Origin of the sequence: Actinoallomurus purpureus (assembly GCF_024055795.1) — a bacterium.
GTDB classification, from domain to species: Bacteria; Actinomycetota; Actinomycetes; order Streptosporangiales; family Streptosporangiaceae; genus Actinoallomurus; species Actinoallomurus purpureus.
Genome location: NZ_JAMXMY010000014.1, coordinates 19,523 through 42,829, shown reverse-complemented (window position 1 = coordinate 42,829; position 23,307 = coordinate 19,523). Strand labels below are relative to the sequence as shown.

Genomic DNA, 23,307 nt, shown 5'->3' with positions numbered 1-23,307 from the left:
CGGCCACCGTGCGATCCGCTGGATACCGGGGATCACACGGTGGCCGTCTTCACACCGCCCAGGGGGCGCGCGTCAGCCGTCGGTCATCAGCGCAGGCGGCACGACAGTTTTGTTACGCCGGCCCGGCAGGGCGCACGGGCCGGCGAACTCACGAGAACCAGCGCCGGGGATGGCGGGTCAGGCTGTAGCCGGCGACCGCCGCGGCGGCGGCGAGCACGCCACCGCCGATCGTCCACCACCAGCGGGTCGACGGCCAGGAGAGCCAGCTCTTGGCGCGTTGCACCGGCTTGGGCGCGGAGCTGACCGCCGAGGGGTCCACCGAGGGCACGGCATCAGGGGCCACGGTCGCCCCCGGGTTGATCGCGGGAGACAGCGGAGCCTTCAGCTTCGCGCCGGACGGCTCGGCGTTCCCGTTCCGCGCGCCGATCCGCAGCTGTACGTCGACCGGCAGGCCGAGGCCCTGCTCCGACAGGTCGGCCGCCGACAGCCGGACGTAATAGGTGCCGGGCAAAGGGTCGCTGGACCACGGCTCGGCCCAGGAACGGATCTGACGCAGTGTGCACTGAAGCGAGATCTTCGCCGTTCCGGACTGTGCGGTGACGGTCTGCGGGCCCGCCGTACACGCCTGGCGCCGGCGCAGCCCGTCGAAGACGTCGACGGTCCACGTCGCGGCCCCCGGCCGGTTCGTCTCGGCGGGCAGGGTGACGGTGACGGCGATCCGGTCGGTCTGCCCCGCGGCCGCGGCGAACGACCAGTACAGGTAGTCGCCGGTCGACGCCGACAGCCGTGCGGACTGACCGGGCCGTACGGCGGTCGCGGTGAGGAAGGACGTCCCGGCGGTGCCGACCGTCGTACGGGGCTTGGGCGACGCCTTGCCGCCGGCGAAGGCCGGGCCGGCGGTGGCCAGCGCGAGGACGGCGGTCGCGATCGGAAGGCTCAGGAGCGGTGTGACGCGCACGGTCAGTTCTCCTTCCAGATGGCGATCCGCCAGCGGGCGAGCCAGCCGAAGACCAGACCGGCGACCAGACCCGCGACGGTGAGCACGACGAGCAGCAGCCAGCCGCGGCCGAGGTCCGGACCGTTCGGCGTGGGCGAGGAGGGCACCACGTCGACGGTCAGTTCCAGAGGCATGCCGGGGGCCGTCCGCACGGCGGGGGGCGCGGAGAAAGAGTTGCTCACGACCAGGCAGACGGTGCCCGTCGCGGACGCGGCCGTCGACGGCGACGCGGACGGCTGCTCAGACGCCGTGGCCGGCCGCTGGTCGGACCAGCGCAGCCCGGTGGACAGGACGTCGGTGCGTCCGCTGCCCGCGTCCGTACCGCGGACGAGTTCCTGACCGTCCTGGGACGTGGCGCGCAGCAGCACGCCGTAGTCGGGGTTCAAGCTGCGGTCGAGCCCGACACTCACGGAGGCCCGGAGTTCCTGCCCGGGGGCGACGGGCACCCGGTAGACGCGGTGCTCGCCGAACCGTTCGCGGTCGGTGTAGACGCCGGGAGACAGCACCGGCGCGTTGACGCACTGCGCGCCCCCGGCCACCTGCTGCGGCGTCTGCTGGTAGGTACTGCCCGCCCGATGGACCAGCTGGTTGAGCCGGTTGGTGAGCTGCTGCTGGTGCTGGACGGCGGTGTAGGTCCCGCCGGTGGCGCCCGCGATGCAGGTCAGCTGGCGCCGGACCTTGTCGTCCAGGCTGAGCCCGAGCGTGTCGATGACGAGGTGGGTGCCCTGCGCGGCGAGCTCGCGGGCGACGTCACACGGGTCGGGCGGCGCGCAGGTGTCCTCGCCATCGGTGATGAGGACGATCCGCCGGGTCGTCTCACCGGCGCCCAGGTCCTTGGCGGCGGCCCGCAGGGCCAGCCCGATCGGGGTCCAGCCGGTGGGGCGCAGCGTCGCGATGGCGGCCTTCGCCTCCCCCTTGTCGACCGTGGCGACCGGGCTGATCTGCTCGGTGTCCCGGCACCCGACGCTCTTGGGACTGCCGGGGTAGCGGTGGCGGGATCCGAGGACCCGGATGCCCAACTGCGTCTCGGCCGGTAGGGCGTCCACCACGTCGTTGAAGGACTGCTGGGCCACCGATATCCGGCTTCGTCCGTCGATGTCCCTGGCCCGCATCGAGCCGCTGACGTCCAGGACGAGCTCGACCTTGGGCGGCTCCTTGGCGGTCGCCCTGGCGGCGGAGGCGGGAGGCGCGCCGAGCGTCGCCAATGCGGCCAGCATGCACAGCAGGCCGGCCGCGGACCGTCGTCTGATGATCACCCGAGGATCCTAATGATCAACGAGTGAGGTACTAAATCGGCACGAGCCGGGCGAGCCCGCGGCGCCGGTCTCCTCGACCGGGTCGGCACGTGAGGTGCCGGCCGGAAGCCCGCCTCTCGGGGTCAGGCCGGCCGGTCGTCGGGCTGCGGCCGGCCCTCCGGCTGCCACGGCCCGGACGCGTACGACGTCCCGTCGGGGTGGAACTCGTGCTGGACCAGCACACGCTCCCTCTTCTTGCGGATCAGCGGCGGGACCGGGATCAGCCAGATCCCCGCGATGATGAGCAGCCCCCACAGTGTCGGGCGGATCGCGGGGGTGACGGGCAGGCCGGACGCGGAGCTCATCACCGCGCCCGCGACCCACAGGATGAGGAACATCGCGGCGTAGCCGGGCAGGGACTCCCGCAAGTGGTAGCCGCGGCCGAACACGTCGTCCCGCACCCACCACCGGTGGCGGTACGGCAGGCGCGTGTTCAGCACCCGGTACGCGAGCCACCGGTGCGGCGGCGGCCGGTCACGCAGCCGGAACAGCACGCCGCCACGGATGACGTCCCACGCGTCGCGGAGCGGCGGGGTGTCGCGTCCGGGCTCGGCGGCGTCCAGCAGGGTGCCCAGCAGCTCCGCACCCCGGGACCGGCGGTAGCGAGGCGGGTAGGCGCGGAGCAGAAGACGGCAGCGGCGTTCGTAGGCGTCGTCCATGTCGTTCATCCCGCGGGGCGGGGAGCGACGCGCGACGCCGCGAGGCGCCGGCGTGCTCTGGCCGCCAGCTCGGCCAGCCGTTCGGTCTCGGCGGTGAGCACCCGATGACCCTGGTCGGTCAGCTTGTAGTAGCGGCGGAAGCGGCCGTCCACCACCTCTTCGTGATCGAGGGTGACGAGGCCGTCGGCTCCGAGCCGGTCGAGCGCGCCGTACAGCGTGCCGGCTCCCAGCTTGACGCGCCCGTCCGACAGCTCGCGCACCGCGGCGATGAGGCCGTAGCCGTACAGCGGCTCAGGCGCCAGCGCCAGCAGAATCAGATAGCTCTGCTCCCGCAGCGGGGATGGCTTCATGCGACATATATATCGCCGAGCGACATATAGAGCAATCCCTCGTACCGCCCTGGTCGGCGTTCGCGGCCTGCCGCACGGCGGTCGGTCAGGATCGCGACTCCGTCCCCTGCATGCCGTAGCGTTCCTGATCGGACGGGCGCGGGCCCTCCGGGCCGTCCCGGCCGACGCGGAGCATCCGCGAGACGCGCACGATGCGGAACCTGCGATCCAACACGGCGAACTCCGGCCCGCTCATCGCCTCGATCTCGTCCGCCGCGGCCTCCCACTCGGCGATCTCCTCCGGCTCGGCCGGCTCGCCCTGGAACTCCAGGAGGCGGGGCAGCAGCTCGCTGAAGTATTTCGCCAGGTGAAAACGAGCCTGGAGGGGACCGTCCGCGCCGGTGAGGGGCTCCCAGGAGTCGCCCTTGATCTCCACGACGGTGAAGGTGGGCGGGAGCAGGACCACGCCGGGATGGGTGCGGATCGCGTGCCGGGCCTCGATCTCCACCGTCTCGGGCACCGTGCCGGGGATGGGCAGGTGACCGACGAGGTTCAACCGCAGCTGCGCCTCCCACTGCCCCGCCGGCGCCCGCGGCTCGATGAGGTGGTCCTCCAGGAAACGGCCCTCGTCCGGAGGCTCGGTGTCGGTCGGCCGTGGCGGCTCCATCACCCGCTGGCCGATCAGCGTGAACTTCTCGATCCTGATCACTCGATAGCGACGGTCGCCGATCTCCCACTCGTCCTTGGGGAGTTGCCTGCCGTCCTCCGGGTCGAGCCGGTCGGCCACCGCGCGCATGGCGCGGACGGTCTCCGGATCGTTCTCCTGCTTCGCCCCCATGCGCAGGCCCGCGGCGAGGGTGTAGCGGGCCCCCTCCGGGTCACACGCGCCGATGCTGCCGATGCGCCACTCGGTGCCCTTCTGCACGGCGTACCCGAAATCGGGCGCCCCTGCCGGAAGGAGCTTGGTGTAGGTCCGGATGCGATCTCCGAGGTCCCTGTCCCACATCGCGGCGACCGGCTCGAGGTCGGCCACCACATTGATGTAGTCGTATCCAGGCATTAACGGAAAGGACATGGCACCATCCTTACCCACGGATTCCCGGACGCGCATCGATTTCGGCGGATCCACGGAAGGGCAGAGCACGAACCGGCGTTTCCCCTGGTCATCGACCCGAATCCCCGGCCTCTATAGGGCCGTTCCAGCAGAATGACCGATTTGCAATATATGCCGCCAATGGCGCCGAATGGCGCAATTAACGCTACCCTCGCCCCGTGATCACTACATGGGAGCCCACGGCCACGGGAGTGCTCCGCCTGCCCTCGGGCAGGCTCGTCCGCGGCCGGGGACTCCGCCGCCCCCTCCCGGACGGACCGGAACCCGCGTTCGCGCTCTACCTCCTGGGCCACGAACCGCCTCCCGTCCCGTGGGAGTCACGGTGGCTCCGCTGGCCGGACTTCCGGCTCCCGTCCGACCGCAGCGCCGCCGCGGACGCGTTCCGCGAGGCGTGGACCCGCACCGAGACCGAACGCGTCGAGATCGCCTGCGGCGGCGGGTACGGACGGACCGGCACGGCACTCGCCTGCCTCGCCGTGCTGGACGGCGTGCCCGCGGCGGAGGCGGTCGCCTATGTCCGCGAGCACTACGCCGAGCGCGCCGTTGAAACGCCCTGGCAACGCCGCTTCGTCACCCGCTTCCGGTGATGCGCCGACTCTGAACGCGAGCGAAGCACTCGGTGAACATCCCGGAGCCGTTCACTCCGGGAAGACGCGATCCCCCGCGAGGAAGACGCCGGTCGTCTACGATCCGGTCGTGATCATGAACAAACTGGTCGTTTCGACCGCCGCTCTCGGAGCCGTCGTGGCCATGGCTCTGCCGGCGCAGGCCGCGGTTCAGCCGAAGTGGCAGCGTGTCGGTACGGACATCACCGGCGGCGTGAGCGGCATGGCCCTCGTCGCGGGCGCCCCCATAGGCCATGGCCGGGCGGATGTCCTCATCGTGCGCGACAACAAGAAGGACGGAGAGAACCGCATCTCCACCGTACGGCTCAGGCCCGGCAAGGCACCGGCGGTCACGCCGTTGACCTGGAAGGGCCCCCTGCCGAAGGACGTGGAGGCGCTCGACGCGGTTCCCGGACGCAAGAACCACTACATCGCGCTTGCCAGCGAGGGCACGGCGTACCACGTCACCGTCGCCGGTGGCACGGCCACGGTCCAGGGCGCACCCGTCTCCCTGCCGGACCGCAAGGACGGCGACAACTACGAGAGCTTCGCGCTGTTCCGAGGTTCCGCCGGCAAGCTCTTCGCCGTGTGGGCGACCCGCGGAAAGAACGCGGAGAAGGCGGTCGTCCGCACCGCTCCGGCGACGGTCGGGAAGGCGAGTCTCCGCATCGGCACGACCGCCGACCAGGAGAAGTTCGCAGTGCCGTTCCCGAACCAGGACGAGGTACGGCACGTCAGCGACCTCAAGGTCCTGCCGAACGGAACCGTGCTCGTGTCGTCGGCCTCGGACCCCAACGACGACAACGGACCGTTCAGCTCCGCCGTCTACAACGCCGGAAAGCTGAAGATCAAGGGAGGACACCCGGTACTCGACCTGAAGAAGACGGGGAGCCTGCGGGCGCTGCGTCGGTTCACCAAGAAGGACGACCACAAGGTGGAGGGCATCGTCGCCCTGGCCAACGGACAGGCGATCTGGGGCACGGACGACGAGAACCTCGGCGGATTCGTGGCGTTCGACCAGGTCCCCCGGTAGCGCACGCCGAACTCGGCCGTGAACGCCCGGCGCGAGGCGTTCACGGCCGATCTCCGACGGCCTGTGTACCGAATCGATGAGGACCACCTGTCCACCGACGTCATCGCCGTCACGTCACGCCGCGCGCCCATCCCGTCCGTCTCTTACAGGCCGACTCGTCACGGAGAGCGGTCGTGACAGTCGCGGATGGCGCGTGCGGCGTTGATCAGGCCGATGTGGCTGAACGCCTGGGGGAAGTTGCCGATGGGCTCGCCGGTGTCGGAGTCGACCTCTTCGGCCAGCAGGCCGACGTCGTTGGCGTGGGAGACGGCGGTGAGGAAGGCCCGTTCGGCGGGGGCGGCCCGGCCCGTGAGGGCGAGGGCGTGGGCCAGCCAGAACGTGCAGAGGAGGAAGGCTCCCTCGTCTCCCGGAAGTCCGTCCGCGGTGGCGTATCGGCGTACGAGTCCGCGCGCGTCGGTGAGGTGGGTCGCGATGGCGTCGACCGTCGCCTGGACGCGGGGGTCGTCGCCGGGCAGGAATCCGACCAGGGGAATGGTGAGCGCGGACGCGTCCAGGTACGGCTCGCCGAAGGCCTGGGTGAACGCGCCTGCGTGCGGGTTCCAGCCGTCCGTCAGGATCGCCGTGCGGATCCGCGCCCGGATCCGTTCCCACTCGCCGACGCGGTCGGTGGCGTGGAGCGCGGGGGCCATGGCGATGGCACGGTCCAAGGCCACCCAGCACATCAGCTTGGAATGCAGGAAGTGCCGGCTCGGCCCGCGGATCTCCCAGATGCCCTGGTCGGGTTCCTGCCAGCGGCGGGCGGCCGTCTCGGCGGCGTCGAGCAGGAACGTCCGCATGACGGGGTCGTACGGGCGCCTCGTCGCGTCGGAGGAGAGCTGGTGGGCCGCGTCGAGGATTTCGCCGTAGACGTCGATCTGGCGCTGGCGCCACGCGTCGTTGCCGACGCGTACGGGACTGCTCCCGCGCCAGCCGCCGAGATGCGGGAGCAGGCGCTCACTGAGATCGCGTTCTCCCCCGACGCCGTACATGATCTGCAGATCGGCGTCGTGACCCAGTCGGGAGGCCGCCGCGCGGGCGAGGAAGCCGAAGAACGCGTCCTGCTCCTTCTCACATGCCGCGGTGTCCAGGGCCTGCAGAGTGAGGCTGGCGTCCCGGATCCAGGTGTACCGGTAGTCCCAGTTGCGCTGCCCGCCGACCTCCTCCGGGAGTGAGGTGGTGGCCGCGGCGACGATCGCCCCGGTGGGGGCGTACGTCAGGCCGAGCAGCACCCGTCCGCTGACGGCGACCTGCTCCTGCCACGGGCCCTCATAGCGTGCGTGTCCTCGGGACCATGAGAGCCAGCCGGCGATGGTGTCCTTGAGCCGGCGATGGATGAGCCGGCCGTTCCAGACCACCGGTGCCGCCTCCCAGCCAGGCCCGGCGGCCAGTGCGAAGCCGAGGCGTTGGCCTGCGGTGAGGGTGACCGTCGCGCGGGCGGTGGCGCCGTCGACCGTCGCCTCCACGGGGAGCGACAGCGTCAGGACGTGGGCGCCGCCACGAGCGATCAGCCCGCCGCGCACCGGCGCCATCAGGGGGTGGACGATCCCGAACTCCGGGCGCGGCGCGTACGTCACCTCGAGGGTGACGGTGCCCTCGACACAGGTCGCCTCACGAAGCAGAACTCCGGGCGAGGACCTGCCGATGCCGTGCCCGCGCTCCCGCCTGCCCAGGCTGAGCGCGTCGACGAGCGTGACCGCTCCGTTCGCGGTACGGAAGGTGGTCTCCAGTACGAGCGTGTCCGCGACGTACCTGCGGGTGACCTCGGCGGGACCCGTGGGACGGATCGCCCAGTGCCCGGCGTCCTCGTCGAGCAGGCGGGCGAAGATCGCCGGGCTGTCGAACCGCGGAAAGCACAGCCAGTCCACCGATCCCTCGGAGGTGACGAGAGCGGCCGAGCGGCAGTCCGACAACAGGGCGTGGTCGCTGATCGGGCGTGTGCTCACGAGCCACCTCCCCCGTCCCGGCGCCCCCTCTCCGGCCCCCGTCCCCGTCGGGTGCCGCGCCGGCGGGGCGTCGACCGCCTCAGGCGTACGGCGTAGGCGACGGCTGATCCGGCGAACAGCACACCGGTCACGAGGAGCCAGCGCCCCAGGAACGGGTTGCTGTCCAGCCCGACCGCCTTGCGGTACGTCTCGCCGGACCGGCGGAGGATCAGCGGGAACCAGACGAGCAGCAGCAGGCCGGACAGCCCGACCGGTACCCGCACGTAGTTGATCCACGGGGTCCAGTGGACGTGCGGACCCGGCCGGCGCCGTCCCCATCGGCGACGCTGCACGGCGACGTCGGCGAGCGCGTACAGCGGGAACAGCACGAGGTCGTGGGCGACCGCCGCGCCGACGAACCAGATCGCGAACCCGACCCAGATGCCGGCGGCGAAGACGCGGCTCGCGGCGTACCCGGCCAGCGCGAAGCAGGCGAGCAGGGCGAGCAGATGCAGCGGATCCGCGCCGTAGTGTGCGGTGATCCGCCGGTACGCCGCACGGCTACGGGAGGGGCGCCCGGCGCTCATGGTCCCGCGGGCCGGAAGCTCAGCCGGGTGACCCACTTGGTGTTGTGCACGCCGGGAGCGTTCGGAACGATGATCCGGGCGGGGAAGCCGTGGTCGAGGGACAGGTCGGCGCCGTTGACGCGAAGCGCGAGCAGTGATGCGGGATCGGCGACCTGGCGGGCGCTGAGGGTCACGTGGCCGAAGGCGCCCCCACGCTCGAGGGATTCGACGAAGACCTCGTCTCTGCCCGGAGTGGCCCCGGCCAGCCGGGCCAGGTCGGCCAGGCGCACGCCGGTCCACCGCTGCAGGGTCGACCAGCCCTCCACACAGGCGATCGGCAGGTCGTACGTGTGCGCCGGCATACTCAGCAGGTCCGCGCGGGACAAGTGCGTCCGCCGCGGGCCGACCACCTCCAGCCGCCAGTCGGGCCCCGCGTCGCGGGCCGTGATGCCCTTGGCCGCCGCCGTCTTGTTCACCTGGAAATCGTTCGGCCCCTCACCGTACGTGCGCCCATGCGGAGACAGCAGCGCGGTACGTCGCAGCGGCCCGTCGACGGTCTGGCCGACGGACAGTCCGAACAGGGTCAGCGACGCGCCGCCCACGAAGCCGAGCAGCCCGCGCCGGGAGACGGTCGGCTCTCCTGGATGGACCGCGACCAGACCATCGGGATCGGGCGGTTCGGGGCGGGTTTCGCGCAGGCCGGTGCGCAGTTCGCGGCGGAAACCGCGCGATCGCAATGCCCTGACCATCCGCGGCAGCTTCAGTGCCACGTGCACGACGAACGCCGCGAGGAAGATCCATGCGCCGTACAGGTGCGCCGGGTAGAAGAACGGGAAGACGTAGAAAAGCTGGATGTTGAGGATGCCGGTGACGAACTCGAAGACCGCACCGCCGACCAGCAGCAGCAGACTGAGGCGTTCGAGGGCCTGGGCCGGTGAGCGCGCCGGTGGCCAGTCGAACAGCCGGGGAATGACCGACCACAGCTTGGCCAGCAGGACCGGAACGAGGGTGATCCCGAGGATGACGTGGACCGCCTGGCTGAGCCGGTACAACCACACCGGACGGGTCGGCCAGTCGAACAGGTAGAAGCCCAGCAGGCCCCGCTGAGGCGTCAGGTCGTTGCCCGCCAGCCGCGGGTCGTACGCGGCGTAGGAGAGGAACCCGGTGATCGCGATCAGCGGGATGCCGATCAAGAGGACGACGCCGAACACCGACGTGAGCCACGGGCCGCGCAGCGGGCTCCGCCAGAACTCCCGGCGAAACGGTCCGGGCGGTGGATGTGCGGTGAGCCAGGCGGCTCCCCGCCGACCTCGGGGGTCGCCTCGCCGACCCGGTCGATCAGCGGACCGGGCCTCGTGCCTCGCGTCACCCCGTGATGGCCGATCTGCCACAGCTCCCCCCGACAGCCACTTACCCTCCCATTCCCCGCGGCACCCGAGCCGACTCATCGTGGCGGGGGGTGACCCCTCGATCGCGTCGTCGTCGGGAAGGCGACGTCGGCGCGCCTCACCGGGCCAGGACCGTGCTCATGTCCTGAACCGCCTGCCGGAAGCCGTGTACCGTCCCGGTGACCTTCGACCGGCCGATCCGCGGCAGGTAGTCGACGTCGACCTCGCGCACCCGCCAGCCGGCATCCGCCGCGCGGATCAGCATCTCCAGCGCATAGCCGCACCGGCGGTCGGACAGTTCCAACGAGAGCAGGTCCGCCCGTCGAGCCGCCCGCATCGGCCCGAGATCACGCACCCGGACGCCGGTGCGGCGCCGGATACGCCGTGCCAGCTCCCGGTTGGCCAGCCGCCCGGGTAGCGGCCAGACCCCGCGCGCGACGGGCCGCCGGTACCCCAGCACGAGATCGGCGGACCCATCGAGAACCGGGTCGGCGACCCGTGGCAGTTGCCGGGGATCGAGGCTCGCGTCGCAGTCGCAGAAACAGACGACCTCGGCGGTCGCCGCCGAAAGACCCGCGTGACATGCCGCGCCGAAGCCCCGGCGTGTCTCGTCGATCACCACGGCGCCGAGCGACCGGGCGATCTCCCCCGACCCGTCCGTGGACCCGTTGTCGACCACGATCGGCCGGAAGCCCCTGGGGAAGCGGGTGAGCACCCAGGGAAGCGCTCCGGCCTCGTCCAGGCAGGGCAGGATCACCTCCACGAGCGGATCGGTCACGCTCGGCGACATTCCCTCACCGCCGGTTCCTCACACCGCACGAGCCGACGCACCCTCGTGCGCTGCGGTGATCGTGCACGGCTGGTGGCAGCCGTACACGATCAGGTCCGCCCTATGCGCCGGGAGATGTGTGAGCACGTCCCTTCTCGTACACGACGAGCCCCTTGGAGAGGCGGAGAGGAACCAGGATCAGCTCGACGACGAGGGCCTTCCACGCGTAGTAGAGGTTGACCGCCTTCGTCAGGTAGACGAACGGGACGTTCATCAGCACCCGCATCACCGGCAGCCTCCGCCGCCGTGCCGCATAGATCAGCGGCGGCGCGGTGAAGATCAGCTCGGAGCCGATCCACCATGCCAGGGTCTGGCCGACCGGGCGGTGCATGCCCAGAGTGAAGAGGAACGGGGTGGCCCACCACAGCGGCGCGGTGAACACCTCCCCCACCGCCAGGAGGATCCACAGGGCCAGCATGGGCTTGCGGATGATGAGCTGTCCGAGGTGCAGCCGGACGTTCTGGAAGAAGCCGGCCATCCAGCGCCACACCTGCTTACGCAAGTAGGTGAGGGTCTCCGGGTCGGCCGCCCAGGCGACCGCGTCGCCGACGTAGACGGCCTTCCTGCCCGCGATCTGCTGTGACCAGGTGAAGTCCATGTCCTCGACGATGGTGCGCTCGGGGAAGCCACCGAAGGCGACGAGCACGTCCCGCCGGAACACCGAACAGCAGCCGGAGCAGACCACCGGGCTGTTCGCATGGTTCTGGATCGGCCGATTCCAGTGGAAGCCGAAGAGGTACTCGATCGACCGGCCGCGCTCCCAGACGGTGCGGGTGAACCGCGTCTGCACGTTTCCCGCCGCGACGACGACCGCCGGATCGCCGAACGCCGGCTTGATCTTCTCGATGTAGTCCGGCGCCAGCACGGTGTCGGCGTCGACCGCGAGCACGAGATCGGTCCCGCAGTGCGGCAGCGCGTGGTTCTGCGCCTTGGCCTTGCTGCCGAGATTCCGCGGGGGCGTCAGCACGGTCACTCCGTAGGCCCGCGCGACCGCGCCCGTGCGGTCGACCGAGCCGTCATCGACCACGATGATCTCCTCGGGCGGGACCGTCTGGCGGAGTAGAGACTCCAGCGTGGCCGGAAGCCCTTCCTCCTCATTGTGCGCCGGGACGATAACGGTGAGGGAGAGCATTATTTGCGCCTCCTGAACCGCGCGACCGTGGTGACGAGCCCGACGACCCCGTAAATGATGGTGCTGAACCCTATGAAGGGCAGGCCCCCGTGCATTTCGAACCCCTTTCCTGAAGATGGAACCCGGCAGCGGCCGAGCCGCCCGCCACCTCGGCGGCGCTGACCACCGGGCACTTTCATGATGGGGTTCGCCGAGCCGGCACGGCCAGACGCAAACACAGACTGTGGATAACTCCGCCCGATCGACGCGCCAACCCGGACAATTACCGAGTTACACGCTATTTCTCGCGGTTTGGACGATTTGCGTGTCGACTACGCTTCCCTTTCGCCCACGGGCAAGAAGATAGCCACGTCGTTTCAGATGTCACGGTCGCATCCCCACGTTGGTCTCCGCTGGATGGTCACCCGAGGCTCCAGACGGTCACCGAGCCGTCCTCGTACCCGGCGACCGCGACAGGCCTGCCGTCGAGCGTCGTGGTCGTGAGGGACATGACGGCGGAATCGCCGGTGAACGGGCCGCCCACCGGCTTTCCGGTGGCGAGGTCCCACAGGCGTACGGAGTGGTCCTTGCCGCCAGCGATGATCACTTGCCGATCACCCAGAGAGGCGACGACGACCGCATGGGCGGCCATGTGGATCACGGCGCCGATCCGCTCGCCCGTGGCCAGGTCCGAAACCTGAATCGTCGAATCGTCACCGGCGGAGACGACGACCTTACGTCCGCCTAGGGCGCCGACCGCCACGGAATAGACGTACTCACTGGCGTGGGCGCTGTGCCCGGTGAACGTCGCGCCGACCTGATGCCCCGTCGTCTGATCGAACACCCGGACGGCCGATCCGTAACCGCCCACGGCGACGACCTGCCGGCCGCCCTGCAGCGTGGCGAGCGCCAGCGAGATGGCCTCCGAATGGGTGTCGAGTTGCGGAGTGACGGTCTTGCCGGTGGCCGGATCCCAGGTCTGTACGGTCGTGTCGAAACTTCCGGAGACGACGACCTGTCGACCGCCCGCCGTGCCGAGCGCCACCGACGTCACGCCGTTCGTGTCACCGGAGAAGGTCTTTCCCGTCGGTGAGCCGGTCGCCACGTCCCACATCTTGATGTAGCCGTTGCCCTCGCCACGCAGTTGTGTGCCGGCGACGACGACCTGGTGGCCGCCCACGACGCCGACCGCGACCGACTGCACGGTCAGGACTCCAGAGGCGGTGAACGTGCGGCCGAGCGCGCCGGTCGCGAGATCGGCCACCTGCACGGTGTCGTCATCACAACCGGCCACGATCGTCGGATGGCCGTTCAAGGTCGTCGCCGCCATCGAGCTGACACCGTCGGGCCCGGCGTGGCATGCCTGTACACGGCGGATCGCGGTCCCCGGGGAGGGCGGACGGGTCGCCGAAGGCGTGGACATGGCCTGGCGGTCGGCCGGACGCTCGTGCCGGTGGGCAGGCCGGCGCGGCATCGCGATCCCGATCCCGATCCCCAGCATGACCACCGCGACCAGCACGGTCGCACCCGCGACGAGCACGGTACGACGGAGAGCACGCCTGCCACCGGATGGTGGTTCGAGCGGAGACGAGGCACTTTGTCCACGGTCCCACCGGCGCGTGGTCGTGTCCGTCTCGGTCGCCTGCGGTACCGCCATGGCGCCCATCCGGGCGGCCCTCTCGAGCGCCGGGCCGATCCCGGCCGTCAGCGATTCCGACGTGCGCTGCGGCGGCACCGGCCGTGATTCCGGGGCCCACTCAGGCGTGCTGGAGACCGTCACCGCGCTTCCCGCAACGCGTTCGAGCACCGTACGGATGTACTCCGATCCAGGGCGCTGCGAAGGGTCCTTGTCGAGCAGCGCGGAGAACAACGCGGCGAGATCGGTGCTCGCCCTTCTCGGCGGCGGTGGCGACTCGGTCAGAACGGCGGCGATGCAGGCGTCGTACGTGGCGCGTTCGAACGCGGCCGTGCCTTCGGCGGCGTAGTACAACGTGGCGCCGAGGGCCCACCAGTCGGTCGCGGCGTCTCCGCGGTCTCCCCGTACCTGTTCCGGCGCCATGTACGCGGGCGAGCCGAACAGCGGGCCGGTGTGCGTCAGGGTCGGGTCGCCGGCGATACGCGCGATGTCGAAATCGACGAGGTCGACCCGGTCACCGGGTAGAAGCATCACGTTCGACGGTTTCAGGTCACGGTGCACGATGCCGATTCGATGTGCCTGGTCCAGGACCTCCAGCAACGCGAGCCCGATCGCGGCGACCCTGGTCGACGTCAACGGGCCATTGCCGTCGACGATCTCCGCAAGGGTCGGCGCGGAGCGGATCTCCATAATGATCAAGATAGCGCCACCATTGGAGATCACATCGTGAATCGTGACGGCGGCAGCCTGGTTCAGGCGTGCGGCGAGCCGGCGAGAACACCAATGGCCTGCTGCGGCAGTACTTCCCCAAGGGCAGCGACCTGCGTGCCCACGGCCCCGAGCAGCTGGCCGCGGTCGCCGCCGAGCTCAACACCCGGCCCCGCAAGACGCTCGGCTGGGACACCCCGGCCGCACGGCTGGACCTGTGAGCCGTACCCGCAGCACCCTGTCGCGGCAGAGCTGACGCACGGAGGACCGATGGCTCGAGCCGTCACGACTATGGGAGATGCAGACCGTCATCGAGACATTCACTCTCTGGGCGCGGTCGTAAAGGCTACGTCCAGGAGCGTCCTGGCGGCTCGCCGGGCATCGGTGAACGCCTCCGTGTCGTTACAGGAGGCTGCCAGCGCGTTGGCGCCCTCGAAGATCACGGCGAGTTGCCTGCCGAGGCTCTCCGGGTGGGCTGCTCCGGCCTCGGCGGCTGTGGCCACCAGGCGATCGCGGAAGGCTTGCTTGTGGAGCTGCGCGAGACGGGCGACTTCCGGGAGCTCTCCGGCACCCTCGACGACGGCGTTATGGAAGGGGCAGCCGCGGAAGGGCGCCGGCGAGTCGCTCTCCATGGGGGCGAAGATCGCCAACAATCGCTGAGCCGGGGTCAGGTCGCCGCGCTCCAGCACTGCTTCAGCGGCGAGCGGCTTCTCTGACTCGAACCGGCGAAGATACTCCTCCACCAGCGCGTTCTTGGTCGGGAAGTGCACATAGAAGGTCCGAGGCGAGACGTGCGCAGCCTCCATGAGTGCCGCCACACCGGTGGCGTGAATACCACGTGTGTAGAAGAGCTCCTCCGCCGCCTGCAGGATGCGCTCACGCGCTCCGCGCCCGCCGCGGGCCGCCCTGGTGATCGATGTCGGTGCTGCCATGCCCATAAGTATAGCGACCGCTTTACATCCGTCGTGAGGCCGTGTAGCTTCAACTCCAGGTAAAGCGATCACTTTACCTAGATGCCTGAAGAGCAGTGAGCACAGCACGTTCCGATCGCAGGAACGTCGAAGACGGAGAGGTCCATGATCATGAGCTCGACCGACGAACTCGCCTACGACGTGTTCATCAATGACCCGCCGCAGCAGGACAACGGCGCGCTTCCGAACGGAGAGTCGAGACTCTTCCCTCCTCTCGCGAGCACCCTGATCTACGGCGCCGAGGACGCCGTGCTCGTCGACCCGGGCTTCACGACCGACCAGGCGCGCGCGCTGGGCGACTGGGTCGCCGGCAAGAACCGGAACCTGACGGACATCTTCATCACGCACGGCCACGGCGACCACTGGTTCAACACCGATCTGCTGGCCGAGCGGTTCGGCTCACGCGTCGTGGCGACCGAGGGAACGATCGGCCAGATGCACGCCAACGTCGCCGCGCGGCCGTTCGTCTGGGACAAGGTCTACCCGGGCATTCCGGCGTCCCCGGTGACCGCGGTGACGGTGCCGGAGAACCGGTTCACCCTCGAAGGCAAAGACCTCGTCATCGTCGAGGCCGGGTACACCGACACCGACGCCTCCAGCGTCCTGCACGTTCCCGATCTCGGACTCGTCGTCGCCGGCGACGTCATCTACAACAGCGCCCATCTCTACCTCAGCGAGACCTCGCTCGCGGGCCTCGACTACTGGCGGCAGGCGATCGACCGGGTCGAGTCGCTGGGCGCCCGCTCCATCGTGGCTGGCCACCAGAACTCCAACCTCGACGACGACGCGGCACGCACCATCGCCGAGACACGCGAATACCTCGACGTCGCCGAGGAACTGTTCCGCACCCAGAAGACCGCCGTCGACTACTTCAACGCGATGGTCGAACGCTACCCCGACCGGCTCGGACGCACGGTCCTGTGGGCGACGGCCCAGGCCGTGTACGGCATCCGCGAGAACCCCGGAGAAGACCCGGTCCAGTTCATCGCCGGCGGCTGGCTCTAACCCATCAGCTCAGCCACACGCGGAGGTGGCGGCGACCACCATCGCCGCCACCTCCACACAAGACCGCACAGCCCAGGCAGCGGGCCTGCCCGATCTTCCCCCGCTGGTCAGGGCTGGATGATCTCCAGGTCCTCCAGAAGGCTGGGGTGCTTCGGCTCCCAGCCGAGCGCCTGCTGAGTGTGGGTGCTGGAGGAGGGCTGGTCGGTCGCGAAAATCGGCCCGAGAGGGCCGTAGCTCTCCGATGGCACCGACTCGACCGGCAGGCCCAGCCGTCGGCCGATGACCGCGGCGATGTCACGCACCTTGTCTCCCTCGTCGGCCACGGCGTGCCAGGAGGTACCGGCTTCCGCCTGCTCCAGGGCGAGCCGGAAGAGGACCGCCGCGTCGAGCGCGTGCACGGCCGGCCAGCGCTGTGCGCCGTCGCCCGGGTAGCCGGACACTCCGGTCCGGCGTGCGATGTTGGTCAGCATTCCGGCGAACCCGCCCGTGCCCTGGTTGTGAACCGTGCGCGGCATGCGTACGGCCGTGCTCCGGACCCCGCGCGAGGCCAAGCCCAGGACCGCCGTGACCGCGCGACCGCGACCACCGACCGGCCCGTCGGTCGGCAGCGGGTCGGCCTCGGTGGAGACGCGGCCCGGCGCATAGGGCGTACCCGAGACGGTGACGAAGGGGCGGTCGCTGCCGACGAGTTCCTCGCCGAGGGTCGCGAGGGCGGCACTTTCCTCGGCGACCGACTTTGCGAGGGCGTCGGGGCTGCTGAAGTCGTGGCCGAATGCCAGGTGGATCACCCCGTCGGCCCGAGCAACGCCGGCGCGAAGGATGTCCAGGTCGGCGAGAGCTCCCCGGAGCGGCTCGGCGCCGGCCGCCTCGGCGGCCAGCGCGGACGCGTCGGAGCGGGCGAGGGCGAGGACGGTGTGGCCGTTGCCGAGAAGTTCGGCGACGACGGCGGACCCGATCAGACCGGTGCCACCGGTGACAAAGACGCGCATGGAACTCTCCCAAAGTGATGGGACTCTTGTCCCGTCACACGCTACCAGAGCGACGGGACAAGAGTCCCATCACCTATGATGGAGACCATGGGTCGATGGGAACCAGGGGCGCGCCAACGACTCGTCGTGGCTGCCGTCGACCTGTTCACCGAGCAGGGGTACGACGCCACGACGGTCGCGCAGATCGCCGAGCGCGCCGGGGTCACCAAAAGCACCTTCTTCCGGCACTTCCCCGATAAGCGCGAGCTGCTGGTGGCCGGACAGGAGACGCTGAGCCGGCTGCTGGCCGAGGGGATCGCCGAGGCACCGGTGAGCGCCAGCCCGCTCGACGCGGTCGCTGCCGGTCTCGAGCGCGCCGCAAGCGCGATGGGCCCCGTGAATCGCGAGCTCGCCCCTCGCCTGAAGGCGGCCGTCGCCGCCAGCGCCGAACTTCAAGAGCGTGACGCCCTCAAGAGCGTCAGCCTCGCGGCCGCGATGACAACCGCTCTGGTCGCCCGCGGCGTACCCGATCCGACCGCGGCTCTCGCGGGCGAGCTGGGCGTCCTCGCCTTCAAACGGGGGTACGCCGAATGGTCCGAGGGCGACCATGGCGCCAAGGACGAGCTCGCCGGATACATCCGGGCGGCCCTGGACGAGCTGCGTGCGGCGAGCGCATCGCTGAGCTGACCGGACAAACCTCACCCGCTCATCGGCTACTTGCGCATCGACCCATCGCTCGGCACCGCGGCCGATATCTACGGAGTTCGCCGGCGACCAGGACGGCGTCTTCGACGTCGGCCGCACTCGGTCTGGATCTTGTCGGAGATCATGGCCTGCAGGCCGGGCTGATTGGCCTTGACGGTCAGGAAGCAGCCGGCATCGCGGTCTCCGGCGATGTATCCGGCCGTGTCGTGCTGGGTGTGGCGGCGTCGCCGGTGACCACGACATGTCGGCGAGGTGAATCCCGGCGAAACTGAATTCAACCCGCTCCTTTTGATCTGGGGAGATAACCGATCTTCCCGAACGAACAGTCATCTTTCTCTCAAACCCGGTGTATGGTGCACGATCAGTACGCCACCCTGTTCCCGCGAGTATGGGTCAGTAAGTGTCGGATCGGCCAGATATGGTTCGGCGCTGCCCCCGCACCCGACGGTCCCTGATCGAGAGGAAGATAAGACCCTTGCGAACCATTCATCGCAGCGTCGCCGCCTGCGCGATCGCCCTAGGCGCGGCCCTGGTCACCGTTCCCAGCGCATCAGCCAGCGTTGAACCCGCCAAGCCGGTCCCGACCACATCGACCGGCGGCGTGACAACCCAGAACGCCAACGGCTGCAGCGAAAAAACCTGCATCGACATCGACGGCAACAAATTGTACGTGAGAAACGTTACCACCAGTACGCACCCTGTCTCCGGCGCGCGCTGCTACCACATCGACTGGCTGGGGCACTCCAAGGGCGTAAGTAAACTGCACGGCATCCACCACTACCAGACTTGCACCCCCACCCCCGCAAACCAGAAGACCCTATGGAGCAACTGGTATGCGAATAAGAATTTCCCGAACGGCTATAAGGTTTGCGTGCACTGGCGCGTACTCAAGAAAGGAAAGGGCCAACACTGGACGGGGATCCCGGGCCAGCCATGCGAAACCATCCACAAGTGAGCTGCGAACTGCGACGGGTGCTGCAGGGCGACCGACTCCTCTAGGCGGGGCGGCCGGCCGCAACCGGAGTTAAACCCGGCATAACGCCTGAATGGCACCGGCAGACGCGGGCTCCTTGTTCCACGCTGTACCCTCAGACGGGAAAATTCTCGTGTGGCGGGACAGCGCAGAACGAAGGCGGCCGCCCCGGACGGAAAGAGACCCTTAATCCGCCTGGTTACAGATCAACGTTGCATGACATGGCACTCGAGAGGGAGTAAACGGCGACTGAGTGCGCCCAGACGGAACGGATCTGGTCAGTTAGGCGGTGCGAGTAGTTCGTCGGCCAGCTTCCGGGACTTGTCTAGGAACTCGTCCAGCCCGCGGGTGCGCAGGTTCCCTACAAACGCTACGACTTCCGCAGTCGAAGCGCCCTGAGTGAATCTTTGCTCAACCGCCTCGAAGAACGCGGCAGATACCAGAGTGACGTAGTCCAGTCGAGCGGCGTGATCCAACCGCTCAAATATCAGGGTAGCCACCTGCTCATTGTTTATCGCCATGGCGATCCCCTGTTCTGGTTGCCAGCTTGTCACGGCCCAGCCTGCCGACGTCGCCGGCGAGACGGGGCCGGCACACGTCGATCGCAGGGTGGTGATCGGCGCCGCCGCTGCGGCCGCCTTCATCATGCTCATCGTGCTGGTCACCGTGGTGTCTCGAGGCGGTGATGGCCGAAGCGCCGCACGGAACCATGCGCCATCGACCGGCTCGGCCGGGACGCCGTCACAGGCATCGCAGCCGTCACCAGCGGACAGCACGACCGTCACCGCGGGCTCGAAGCCGCCAGGCTCGCTGCTCGGCACCTACCGTCACATCAGTCGGCCGGACGACTACGGGATCAGCTTCACCGACGATCCGACGCATCCGCGCCAGCACTACCAGGGCGACTTGCAATATTCGGCCGGCATGGTGGAGGCGCGCAACTTCATGGGCTTCGATCTGACGGTCTGGCAGGGGACTCCTTCAGCGACAGAGAATCCCTGAGGCGTCAGGACCGGCGACAGCGTCCTGCGGCGTCCGAACGTGGCATACGCGGTGTCGTGGAGGGGGTGGCAGGCGTTCATGTCGCACGCGAAGATGTCTGTTCCAGGCCGACGATGGCCGCGCGGAAGCGGAGAGGATTCTTGGTGACCGGCCAACCCCCCGCCGGGTGGTACCCGGATCCGAGTGGGCGTCCCTTCGAGCGGTATTGGGATGGCGGGTCCTGGACCACCGGCACCCGCGGGCCCGCCCAGGACCGGCCCGTATCGGCTCCGGCACAGCCAGCACTACCTTCGCCGATGCACGGCGCGCCGACCAGGGCGTACGGCCAGGTGCCGGCGCGGCCGGCAAACACACCGTCGCCCGTACCGATGACGAGCCCCGCGGTCGTACAACCGCGTGACGCCGCCGTTCCGAGCAGTTCGCGTGATCGTCGGCCGACGCGGTCTGTACGCCCGAGGCTGGGGGCGACGGTGGTAGCGCTGACCGCGCTGGTCCCCGCAGCGGTCGGTGCGATGGCGATCGTCGGACCGGTCGCGTTCGGACTGGACCTCGTCTGGCCGGTCTGGGGAGCGGTGATCCCGTTCGTCGTCTGGGTGGCCGGTGCGGTGCTGGCGACCTGGCCTCAGGAGACGATCCAGCGCGCCTGGTACGGCTACCGGGACCCGACCGCCGAGGAGCACCGTCGCCTCACCGAGCCGTCGCGCCACGCGCTACGGCGCCTCGGAGTCACCGCCGGACGGTACCGACTGATGATCGCCGAGTCGGACGGGCCGAACGCGCCCGCCGTGACCGGCCGGACCGTCGTCATCACGTCCTATGCGGCGAAGACGCTGCCTCCCGACCGGATGGAGGCGGTGCTGGCCCACGAGCTGAGCCACCACATCGGCCTGGCCGCCGTCCCGGTGTTCTCCTACACGCACCTGACCCTGCCGATCCGGGCGCTGTGGTGGTTGCTCACCCGGATCTGGCGGCCGGTACGCCGCATGTGGGCGATCGCGCGACGGTGGCACACCCCGTTCGGGTTCATCGTGTCGTTCGTTCTGACCGTGGCCGTGGCGCTGATATTCGTCGTCCTGATGATCCCTGCCGGCATCGCCGTCGTCGGCGCGGCGCTGGCGCGGCTCTCCACCGACCGGACGGAGTTCCTCGCGGACGCGGCAGTGGCCGACCTCGGGCTCGGCCCGCAACTGCTGGCGGCTCTGGAAGCGGCCATCGAGTCCGGCCATATCGAAAGCGACCGCGTGACGCGCCTGCTGTCCATCCAGCCGCTCATCGTGCGTCGCGCCCAGCGCCTCCGGAAGAGGTCGGCGCCATGACCGTACGGAAGGCGCTCCAGACCGGAGCAGGGTGAAACGCCGGCCCGGTTCCGGTCCGACCCCCCCAGGCCGTGACCGGCTCCGGGCCGGCGGTGGCCGCCGCAGCCCTGAGCGGTGATTCAAATGGAGCCGGCGGCCAGTCGATGGCCGTCACCCCGGGCCCTCCCCCTTGAGGGCCCGGCTCAGCTCCGTCTTCCCCGTCACCGCGGGTCGAGGCGGCGGTGTGCGGCACGTCCCGCTCGGTGGTGGCGCCTCCCCTTCGGCGCCACCGCCGCGCGGTTCCCGTGCCGGGTCTCGTATGCCTCTTCTGTTCCTCACCTACCGCTCCGGGCGGCGCGTCGCGCGCCGTCCGGAGCGGGCTCCCGTCTGGTCGAGGATCAGCGGAAGGCGTGGACGTCGCGACCGTGCGTGTGCCAGGTCACGAGCCTCCACGTGCCGTGGTTCCAGTAGTACAGCCGGTGGCCGATGACGCGGTAGCGTCGGCTCTCGCCGCCGTACCAGTGGTGGCCGACGCGCTCCCAGCGACGGTCGTCCCAGCGGCGCTCGTCCCAGCGGCGCTCGTCCCAGCGGCGAGCGTCGCCATGGTCGCGGTAGCGGTCGTCGTCGCGGTTGTCGCTGTGTACGACGGTGCTCGACGAGTAGGCACTGACGGTCGTGCGGTGTGCGTCCTGGATGGACGCCGCGGAGGCTGTCCCGCCGACCGCGAGCGCGGCGCCGCCGGCAACGGCGAGCGTGGCGGCCGCGGTGGCGACACGCCGTCCCAAGGTCCGATTCATGGTCATCTCCTAGTATCTGCCCGGCGCCCTCGTGGGTGGAGGGCACCGGTCGTGCGTCCCGGGGTGGTGGGACATGGAAGAGCATACGGCTGCATAAGTTGAACCTTCAACTTAGGGCCGCGTGAGGTATGCCATCGTAAAAACCGCTCTGACCTGGGAATATGCGGATCTTGTAGCGGGGAGGGGCGGCGCTCGGTGCCCCGCCGCCCACTCGCGACCCGACCGCCGCGGCCGTCCTCGAAGCCCGGATGACATCCGCAGCACTCAGCCCTCTCGTAATGAACGGCAGATTTCCGGAGGTATCACCGGAGAGCACGAAAGCACCGACTCTTCAGGTTACGGTGTGCAGCGGTATGCAGCGGTGGCCCAGTGTGATGACGGAGGCTCGATGGATGACAACCTGCCGACCACACCTCCCTGGTCGTCGGACGCGCCGACCGGTTGCCCCGTAGGCCAGGCCGTACAGGCATGGATCGAGACGTCGATGGTGTGGTTCGCCGGCCAATTCGGCGAGGAGGCGGCGTCCCGTGAGGTCGCGCTACCGCGACCCGGCTTCTTCCCCACCGCGTACGCAGGTGAGCCGGAGCAGATCGAAGCGCTGGTGCTCAAGGTCCGCGACCTGATGGCGGTCGACTCATCGCAGGATCTCGTCGTCCGGGTCTTCGACGGTTCGACCGAGACGACGGTCGCCGGCGGACGCCGCGCGGTCGGCCACTACCACGAGGAGGACGGCCGGGCGATCATCGGTCTCGATCTGCGCGAGGCCGCCGACCCCGCCTTCCTGACGGCGATCATCGCGCACGAACTGTGCCATGTACGGCTGCTGGGCGAGAACCGCATCACGGCCGCCCAGCGGGATCACGAACGCCTGACCGACCTGCTCACCGTGTATCTCGGGTTCGGGATCTTCACCACCAACGCCGCGCTGCACTTCACGGAGACCGCCCGCGGATGGTCCGTCCGTCCGCGCGGATACCTCAGCGAACACGACCTCAACGCCGCCCGGAACGACGGCTATGCGAGGCTCGGCTACCTCACCGAGGCCGAATTCGGTTATGCCCTGGCGTGCTACTGCCGGCTCCGCGGCGAGGACGACCCCGCCTGGGCCGACCACCTCGACCCGGGGCCGCGGGCGTTCCTCCAGCAGGGCCTGGCCTACCTGGCGCGAATGACCCCGGGCGACTTCCCGACCGTTCGGACCGCCACGGCCCGGATGTCGATCTGCGTCGTACCGGCGGTGAGATCACCCGCTTCGAACTTTCTCCTCATGGCCATGCCGGGAGATGAGAAGCGCCTCCGACTCCGGCCGACATGGCCCCTGACCGGACCGGGTCGCACGCCGTCGTCCACTCCGTGAGAC

23 protein-coding genes and 2 pseudogenes are annotated in these 23,307 nt (G+C 69.6%); 10 read left to right on the top strand and 15 right to left on the bottom strand.

The window, feature by feature from the left end; all coding sequences use genetic code 11:
* Positions 1–148: 148 nt before the first annotated feature.
* The 5 genes from NE236_RS24860 to NE236_RS24840 all read right to left on the bottom strand — a co-directional run bounded on the left by NE236_RS24860 (position 149) and on the right by NE236_RS24840 (position 4,355).
* Positions 149–958, bottom strand: a complete 810-nt coding sequence (locus NE236_RS24860; RefSeq protein WP_252844527.1) for a hypothetical protein — start codon at positions 956–958, stop codon at positions 149–151.
* Positions 959–960: 2 nt separating this feature from the next.
* Positions 961–2,253, bottom strand: coding sequence for a VWA domain-containing protein (locus NE236_RS24855; protein WP_252844526.1), 1,293 nt, complete (start codon positions 2,251–2,253; stop codon positions 961–963).
* A 122-nt stretch (positions 2,254–2,375) separates the two neighbouring features.
* Positions 2,376–2,951, bottom strand: coding sequence for a hypothetical protein (locus NE236_RS24850; protein ID WP_252844525.1), 576 nt, complete (start codon positions 2,949–2,951; stop codon positions 2,376–2,378).
* 5 nt (positions 2,952–2,956) lie between these two features.
* On the bottom strand, positions 2,957–3,301 hold the full coding sequence (locus NE236_RS24845) for a PadR family transcriptional regulator (RefSeq protein ID WP_252844524.1): 345 nt from the start codon (positions 3,299–3,301) through the stop codon (positions 2,957–2,959).
* 85 nt (positions 3,302–3,386) lie between these two features.
* Positions 3,387–4,355: a DUF5954 family protein gene (locus tag NE236_RS24840; protein WP_252844523.1), complete on the bottom strand. Its 969-nt coding sequence runs from the start codon at positions 4,353–4,355 to the stop codon at positions 3,387–3,389.
* 197 nt (positions 4,356–4,552) lie between these two features.
* Between NE236_RS24840 and NE236_RS24835 the strand changes: the two genes are divergently transcribed.
* Both NE236_RS24835 and NE236_RS24830 read left to right on the top strand, forming a co-directional pair.
* On the top strand, positions 4,553–4,981 hold the full coding sequence (locus tag NE236_RS24835) for a protein-tyrosine phosphatase family protein (protein ID WP_252844522.1): 429 nt from the start codon (positions 4,553–4,555) through the stop codon (positions 4,979–4,981).
* Positions 4,982–5,090: 109 nt separating this feature from the next.
* Positions 5,091–6,032 (top strand): hypothetical protein, encoded by a 942-nt coding sequence (locus NE236_RS24830; RefSeq protein WP_252844521.1) that lies wholly within the window; start codon positions 5,091–5,093, stop codon positions 6,030–6,032.
* Positions 6,033–6,190: 158 nt separating this feature from the next.
* Here NE236_RS24830 and NE236_RS24825 read toward each other — a convergent pair whose 3' ends face one another.
* From NE236_RS24825 to NE236_RS24800, 6 genes are all read right to left on the bottom strand, one after another.
* A complete protein-coding gene (locus tag NE236_RS24825; protein WP_252844520.1) occupies positions 6,191–8,014 on the bottom strand; it encodes a glycoside hydrolase family 15 protein in 1,824 nt (607 codons plus the stop codon).
* Positions 8,011–8,580, bottom strand: coding sequence for a hypothetical protein (locus NE236_RS24820; RefSeq protein ID WP_252844519.1), 570 nt, complete (start codon positions 8,578–8,580; stop codon positions 8,011–8,013). Before NE236_RS24820 ends, NE236_RS24825 begins: the two co-directional genes overlap by 4 nt.
* Positions 8,577–9,770, bottom strand: coding sequence for a molybdopterin-dependent oxidoreductase (locus NE236_RS44630; RefSeq protein WP_252844518.1), 1,194 nt, complete (start codon positions 9,768–9,770; stop codon positions 8,577–8,579). Before NE236_RS44630 ends, NE236_RS24820 begins: the two co-directional genes overlap by 4 nt.
* A gap of 295 nt (positions 9,771–10,065) precedes the next feature.
* Entirely contained in the window at positions 10,066–10,725 is a 660-nt protein-coding gene (locus NE236_RS24810; RefSeq protein ID WP_252844517.1) for a glycosyltransferase family 2 protein, read from the bottom strand.
* Positions 10,726–10,837: 112 nt separating this feature from the next.
* The gene (locus NE236_RS24805; RefSeq protein ID WP_504915088.1) at positions 10,838–12,025 is read right to left on the bottom strand and encodes a glycosyltransferase family 2 protein; all 1,188 of its coding nucleotides are present in this window, start codon (positions 12,023–12,025) and stop codon (positions 10,838–10,840) included.
* Between the two features lie 283 nt (positions 12,026–12,308).
* The gene (locus NE236_RS24800; protein WP_252844515.1) at positions 12,309–14,246 is read right to left on the bottom strand and encodes a protein kinase domain-containing protein; all 1,938 of its coding nucleotides are present in this window, start codon (positions 14,244–14,246) and stop codon (positions 12,309–12,311) included.
* Between the two features lie 38 nt (positions 14,247–14,284).
* On the opposite strand from NE236_RS24800, the pseudogene NE236_RS24795 reads away from it, so the two are divergent.
* Positions 14,285–14,452, top strand: a pseudogene (locus NE236_RS24795) (IS30 family transposase); the annotation flags it as partial.
* Positions 14,453–14,551: 99 nt separating this feature from the next.
* Here NE236_RS24795 and NE236_RS24790 read toward each other — a convergent pair.
* Complete coding sequence (locus NE236_RS24790; RefSeq protein ID WP_252844514.1) at positions 14,552–15,163, bottom strand: TetR/AcrR family transcriptional regulator; 612 nt, start codon at positions 15,161–15,163, stop codon at positions 14,552–14,554.
* Between the two features lie 144 nt (positions 15,164–15,307).
* Here NE236_RS24790 and NE236_RS24785 point away from each other — a divergent pair, with 144 nt between their 5' ends.
* Complete coding sequence (locus tag NE236_RS24785; RefSeq protein WP_252844513.1) at positions 15,308–16,207, top strand: MBL fold metallo-hydrolase; 900 nt, start codon at positions 15,308–15,310, stop codon at positions 16,205–16,207.
* A gap of 107 nt (positions 16,208–16,314) precedes the next feature.
* Here NE236_RS24785 and NE236_RS24780 read toward each other — a convergent pair whose 3' ends face one another.
* Positions 16,315–17,196, bottom strand: a complete 882-nt coding sequence (locus NE236_RS24780; RefSeq protein WP_252844512.1) for an SDR family oxidoreductase — start codon at positions 17,194–17,196, stop codon at positions 16,315–16,317.
* A gap of 87 nt (positions 17,197–17,283) precedes the next feature.
* Between NE236_RS24780 and NE236_RS24775 the strand changes: the two genes are divergently transcribed.
* Entirely contained in the window at positions 17,284–17,862 is a 579-nt protein-coding gene (locus NE236_RS24775) for a TetR/AcrR family transcriptional regulator (protein ID WP_252844511.1), read from the top strand.
* Positions 17,863–18,355: 493 nt separating this feature from the next.
* Complete coding sequence (locus NE236_RS24770; protein WP_252844510.1) at positions 18,356–18,835, top strand: hypothetical protein; 480 nt, start codon at positions 18,356–18,358, stop codon at positions 18,833–18,835.
* 296 nt (positions 18,836–19,131) lie between these two features.
* Here NE236_RS24770 and NE236_RS24765 read toward each other — a convergent pair whose 3' ends face one another.
* Entirely contained in the window at positions 19,132–19,374 is a 243-nt protein-coding gene (locus NE236_RS24765; protein ID WP_252844509.1) for a hypothetical protein, read from the bottom strand.
* On the opposite strand from NE236_RS24765, the gene NE236_RS24760 reads away from it, so the two are divergent.
* The 3 genes and pseudogenes from NE236_RS24760 to NE236_RS24755 all read left to right on the top strand — a co-directional run bounded on the left by NE236_RS24760 (position 19,373) and on the right by NE236_RS24755 (position 21,171).
* Entirely contained in the window at positions 19,373–19,855 is a 483-nt protein-coding gene (locus NE236_RS24760) for a hypothetical protein (RefSeq protein ID WP_252844508.1), read from the top strand. The genes NE236_RS24765 and NE236_RS24760 overlap by 2 nt on opposite strands.
* 113 nt (positions 19,856–19,968) lie before the next feature.
* Positions 19,969–20,097 (top strand): annotated as a pseudogene (locus NE236_RS45180) (DUF2510 domain-containing protein); the annotation flags it as partial.
* A gap of 228 nt (positions 20,098–20,325) precedes the next feature.
* Positions 20,326–21,171, top strand: coding sequence for a M48 family metalloprotease (locus NE236_RS24755; RefSeq protein ID WP_252844507.1), 846 nt, complete (start codon positions 20,326–20,328; stop codon positions 21,169–21,171).
* A 377-nt stretch (positions 21,172–21,548) separates the two neighbouring features.
* Here NE236_RS24755 and NE236_RS24750 read toward each other — a convergent pair whose 3' ends face one another.
* A complete protein-coding gene (locus NE236_RS24750) occupies positions 21,549–21,947 on the bottom strand; it encodes a hypothetical protein (protein WP_252844506.1) in 399 nt (132 codons plus the stop codon).
* 388 nt (positions 21,948–22,335) lie between these two features.
* On the opposite strand from NE236_RS24750, the gene NE236_RS24745 reads away from it, so the two are divergent.
* Positions 22,336–23,304, top strand: coding sequence for a hypothetical protein (locus NE236_RS24745; protein WP_252844505.1), 969 nt, complete (start codon positions 22,336–22,338; stop codon positions 23,302–23,304).
* The last annotated feature ends 3 nt before the right edge of the window (positions 23,305–23,307 follow it).